Here is a 5000-nt window from a genome sequence, read left to right as displayed (position 1 = left end):
GCGGCGACGTAACCGACATCCTGATGGCCGAAACGACCGGCGCGACCGGCGATCTGACGGATTTCGGAATTCGTCAAGGCACGCTCGCCGACGCCATCCCATTTGCGAGTCGCCGAGAAGACGATGCGTTTCAGAGGCCCGAGGTTGAGGCCCATGCCGATCGCATCCGTGGTGACCAGAACAGTGGCTTCGCCGGTACGGAACCGTGCGGCTTCCGCGCGGCGCACCTCCGGAGACAGGGCGCCGTAGATCGTCGCCACGCTGTGCCCGGCGGCGACCAGGATCTCGCGATTCTCATGCACCGCGCGCCGCGAGAAAGCGACGACGGCATCGCCCGGCTCGACGTCTTCGAGGGGGACGGGCTTGTCCAGAAGGACGAGGGGCGTCTTGCGAACGAAGGTAATGACGTCCAGCGATTCGTTGGCCGCCTCCGCCGCGCGCCGGACGGCGGCTAGGGCATCGTCGGATCCGCAGACGATAACGGTCTTTGCCGCGATGCCGAAGAGGGCGTTGGTCCAGGCCCAGCCGCGGTCCGGGTCGGAGAGCATCTGGATCTCATCGATCACCGCCACATCGACGGGCCGGATCAGATCCGCGGTCTCGATGGTCCGCGATGTATGGGTGGGCCTGTCTTCGCCGAGGATTTCCTCGCCGGTCACCATCCCGGCCTTGAGGCCACGCTCGGCGAGCCCTTCGTAATTCTCCAGGGCGAGGAGCCGCAGCGGTGCGAGATAAGTCCCCGTCGGGGCCGCCGCGAGCAACTGCAGGGCCGCGTAGGTCTTGCCCGAATTGGTCGGCCCCATATGGAAGATGATGCGACGGCCGAGGCGCCGGGCGACCTTGAATTTCTCAATGTAAGCACCGAACCCGACCTGATCGCGCAGGCGGCGCAGGCGGGAATCTTCTCGCGCGACGACCTTGGCGCGCTTGCGCACAGGGGCCAGGGTATCGCTCATGGAACGGCCGAGGTTCGGCCCGGCATGGAACACCCGTGAGCGGAGCGAGCGGTCCATGTGATCGATATAGGTGACGGCGTCGGCGCCAACCTCGCGCAGATCCCCGGTGATCGCGTCCCTCAGGCGTTCGATGGAGGCGTGGAGTGTCTGTCCGGTCCGTGCGGTGATCTCGGCCACGGCGGGTCGTAACGTCTCGATGCGCCAGGTGGGATCGTTGCGTTCCGCCATGCCGGCGACGATCTCGCTGGCGACGCCCTCCAAGGGCGCTTCGACTCGCACATCCAAACGGTTGCCATCGAGGAGCGGCAGCAGCACACGCACCCGCCATAGGAGGGTATCGCTCTCGGCGACCGTAACCTTGAGTCCGGGCACGCTCTTGCTCACCGCCGCGGCGCCTGTCCTGGCGAACGCGCTCTGTGCCTTCATGCGCCGCAGCGCCTTGCCGACACGCGCATCCTCGGCATAGCCACCGAATTCCGGAAGATCGAGTTGAAGCCGTAGCGCCTCGATGTTCACAGACCGTGGCGGAAGACCGAGACGGGTGACGACATCCTTCAGGATATCGACGGTGGGCTGAGCGCGCTTTCGCGCCATGGGCAATCGATCCTGGAAATCGGTCGTGGAACCGCGTCGGCTCTAAACCTCACCACGCTGCCCGATCTCAGGCCCGCCGCCTATCCCGGATATGTGGATAAGGCCGTATTTTTACGTAGGTGATGGGAAGAGCGACAGGAATGCGCGATTCATCTGCGTGCGGTTGAACCGGCCAAAGGTTTCGCTGGTTATCATCACAACTCACGATCTTTTTCATGACCAGCGGCAAGATCCTGCGCGTTCCTATTCTCCGTCCCGATCGACCGCTTCTGATGTCCTGTACCGAGATCCGGAGCTCGCCACACGCGATGGGAGAGGGAGCGTTCGCATCGCCGAATGTCCGCGCCAGGGTGTCGCACGATCCAGTGCAGGGTCAAATCTGTCTGCCCCACTGGTCCCGTGTCATGAGTGACCCGCATGAAGGCGCGATGGCCGCCCGGAGAGGATGAACAGCGTGGACCAGCCGATTCGGGTCGCCCACAGCACCTTCGATGCCGTGGATGCAGCGAGGATGGCCGCACGGGCCGCAGCCGCACGGGCGGCCGAGCATGACCATGATGGTGGGTTCCCGGCAGCGGATGTCGAGCATCTTCGTGGTCTCGGACTACTCGCCGCGCCGATCCCGCGGGACGAGGAAGGCGCCGGGCTCGGCGAGGAGCCGGGTGCTTCGGATCTATGCGACGTACTGCGTATCATCGGCAGCGGAAGTCTGGCGCTGGGTCGACTCTACGAGGGCCATGTCAATGCCCTTCAACTGGTTGCCCGCTATGGCGACGCCACCCAGCGCACCCGTCTCTTCGCCGATGCGCGACGGGGGCATCTCTTCGGTGTCTGGAACACCGAGCCCGCGGATGACGGGTTGAAGCTTGTGGCGCAGTCCGGCGGCTATCGTCTGAAAGCCGGTAAGATCCTGGCCTCCGGCGCCGGCTTCGTCACGCGTCCCCTGGTCACCGCCCGCACGATCCCCGGCGATCGCGCCTTCATGGTGGTGGCGGAGCTTGCATCCGGCACGCGGGCCGATCTCTCCGCTTGGCGGGCCCAGGGAATGCGCGCCTCGGCGACGGGAAAGGTGGATCTGACCGGTCTCGAGATCGGTGAGGACAGTCTGCTCGGCGACGCGGATTCCTATTCCAGGCAGCCGTACTTCTTCGGCGGTGCCTGGCGATTCGCGGCCGTCCAGCTCGGGGGGATCGAGGCCGTCCTCGATATCTGGCGCGACCATCTCCGCCGGACCGGGCGAGGTCACGATCCGCACCAATCGGCCCGGCTGGGGGAGGGGCTCGTCGCCACCGAGAGCGCCCGCCTCTGGGTGGAGCGCGCCGCGCGCATCGTTTTCGAGGACGATCTCCACCCTGAGCGGATCGTGGCCTATGTTCACCTGGCGCGAACCGCCGTCGAGGCGGCAGGGCTGTCGGTGCTGCAGCTCGCTCAGCGTTCCGTGGGGTTGCAGGGCTTCCTGCGCGATCACCCCCTCGAACGTGCTTCGCGCGATCTCGCCACCTATTTGCGTCAGCCGGCGCCGGATTTCGCGCTGACATCCGCCGCGCATTATGTCCTTGGTAAGACCGGGTCCGCCGGTGATCTCTGGCGCGACTCCGGAGATGTGCCATGATTCGTCACTCGCAGACGATGCCGCCGGATTATTTCGAGAATCGCTACGCCGACGATCCCGATCCTTGGCAGTTCACCACCAGCACCTACGAGGCCGCCAAATACGCGGCGACCTTGGACGCGTTGCCGAAGCCGCGTTTCGCGTCGGCGCTGGAGATCGGTTGCTCCATCGGCGTGTTCACCGAAGCTCTGGCATCCCGATGCGATGCCCTCATCGGCCTCGATACGGCTGAGAAGGCCCTCGAACAGGCGCGCGCACGCTGTGAATCGCTCCCGCATGTGCGGTTCGAGCGTCTGCACGTGCCCTGCCAATGGCCGGCGGGCGGGTTCGACCTGATCCTGATCTCGGAGGTGCTCTACTTCCTCGATGCCGACGACATGTCCCATCTGGCCAAGCGCATTCTCGATGCCCTCGACCCCGGCGGGATCCTCGTCCTCGTCCACTGGACCGGGCTCACCCATTATCCGCAGACGGGGGATGAAGCCTCGGACATGCTGATCGGCATCCTCGACGGGGCCATCCGCATCGCCCATCACAGTCGCACCGACCGGTACCGACTCGATGTCCTCACCCGCATCACCTGAACCCGTCCCGGTCGAAATGGGCGCCGGGCCGAAGACCGGTTCGACCGTCTTCCGACATCCGGCTTGGCTGAGATTGACCCATTGGGTGAATGCCGCGGCCTTCCTTGTCCTGCTCGTCAGTGGAATCGCCATCCTTCTCGCCCTGCCGCGCCTGTTCTGGGGAGAGACGGGTGCCAACGACGCGCCGGCATGGATCGAACTGCCGTTGCCGGTGAACGTGGAGCAGACCGGCTGGGGCCGAAACCTCCACTTCCTCGCCGCCTGGATCCTCGTCATCAACGGTCTCGCCTATCTCCTGCTCATCCTGGCGAGCGGACATCTCCGCAGGAGCCTGGTGCCGGATAGGGATCAATTGTCGGCCGGGCATCTCGCGCGGGAAGTCGGCGATCATCTCAGGCTGGAGAAGGCGCGCGGCAAGGAAGCGCTTCGCTACAATGCCCTGCAGAAATTCGCCTATCTCGGCGTGGTCCTGATCCTGTTTCCCCTGATGGTGCTGAGCGGACTCACCATGTCGCCGGGGTTCACGACCGCCTTCCCGGAGCTCTTCATCTTGTTCGGCGGCCGCCAATCCGCACGGACGATCCATTTCCTGGCCGCCAGTCTGCTCGTCCTCTTCCTGCTCGTCCATGTGTTGCAGGTCTTCATCGGGGGCGCCGGTAATCTCCTGCGCTCGATGATCACCGGGCGTTTCACCATTCCATCGGAGAAGGAACGATGACCGATCTGTCCCGACGACGCCTTTTGACGGGCTCGGCCAGTCTCATCGGAGCGGGTTTCCTCGGCGGTTGCGACGCGCCGGCGTTGAGCCGCCTGGCGACACCCTACGATTGGAGCAACGGGCTGACCTTCGCCGTGCAGCGCTGGCTTCTCAGACGGCAACCCCTCGTCCGGGAATTCGGGCCGGAGGCGATCTCGGCCGTTTTTCCGACCATCAACACGACCGATCCGGACGATCCCGGCTACAGGACATCGAAGCTTGTCGGCTTCACCGATTGGAAGCTGCCGGTGACGGGACTCGTCGAAAGGCCGGGGGCTTTTTCCCTGGCCGATCTCAAGGCGATGCCGGCTAGGACACAGATCACGCTGCATAGCTGCGAACAGGGGTGGTCGGCCATTGCGGGTTGGACGGGCGTACCACTGGCCCATCTCCTCGCCCATGTCGGGTTGAAGCCCGAGGCCCGCTTCATCGTGATGCGCAGCGTCGATGGCTGGTGGGACAGCTACGATCTGTTCGATGCGCTGCACCCGCAAACG

At 65.0% G+C, this 5000-nt stretch carries 5 protein-coding genes (2 of these 5 only partly in view); 4 read left to right on the top strand and 1 reads right to left on the bottom strand.

Features of this window, described 5'->3' with window-relative positions; genetic code table 11:
- Positions 1–1550, bottom strand: partial view of a helicase-related protein gene (locus K368_RS0101315; RefSeq protein WP_027170813.1) — the 5' portion only. 592 nt of this gene lie to the left of the window's left edge; the window shows 1550 of its 2142 coding nt (coding positions 1–1550); the start codon lies at positions 1548–1550; its stop codon lies off the left edge, out of view.
- Between the two features lie 445 nt (positions 1551–1995).
- On the opposite strand from K368_RS0101315, the gene K368_RS0101310 reads away from it, so the two are divergent.
- The 4 genes in view from K368_RS0101310 to K368_RS0101295 are tightly spaced (at most 16 nt apart) and all read left to right on the top strand, a layout consistent with a single transcriptional unit that may run on beyond the window.
- Positions 1996–3162 (top strand): acyl-CoA dehydrogenase family protein, encoded by a 1167-nt coding sequence (locus K368_RS0101310; protein WP_155934968.1) that lies wholly within the window; start codon positions 1996–1998, stop codon positions 3160–3162.
- Positions 3159–3746 carry an SAM-dependent methyltransferase gene (locus K368_RS0101305; RefSeq protein ID WP_027170811.1) on the top strand — a complete coding sequence of 196 codons (588 nt, stop codon included), beginning with the start codon at positions 3159–3161 and terminating at the stop codon, positions 3744–3746. Before K368_RS0101310 ends, K368_RS0101305 begins: the two co-directional genes overlap by 4 nt.
- 16 nt (positions 3747–3762) lie before the next feature.
- Complete coding sequence (locus K368_RS0101300; RefSeq protein WP_027170810.1) at positions 3763–4464, top strand: cytochrome b/b6 domain-containing protein; 702 nt, start codon at positions 3763–3765, stop codon at positions 4462–4464.
- A protein-coding gene (locus K368_RS0101295) for a molybdopterin-dependent oxidoreductase (protein WP_027170809.1) crosses the window boundary here: on the top strand, positions 4461–5000 show its 5' portion. 201 nt of this gene lie beyond the right edge of the window; only the first 540 of its 741 coding nucleotides appear in the window; it begins with the start codon at positions 4461–4463; its stop codon lies off the right edge, out of view. Before K368_RS0101300 ends, K368_RS0101295 begins: the two co-directional genes overlap by 4 nt.

Source organism: Methylobacterium sp. 10, from assembly GCF_000519085.1.
Classification (GTDB): domain Bacteria; phylum Pseudomonadota; class Alphaproteobacteria; order Rhizobiales; family Beijerinckiaceae; genus Methylobacterium.
The sequence above is the reverse complement of the archived record's forward strand: the minus strand, read 5'-3'. Positions and strand labels throughout refer to the sequence as shown.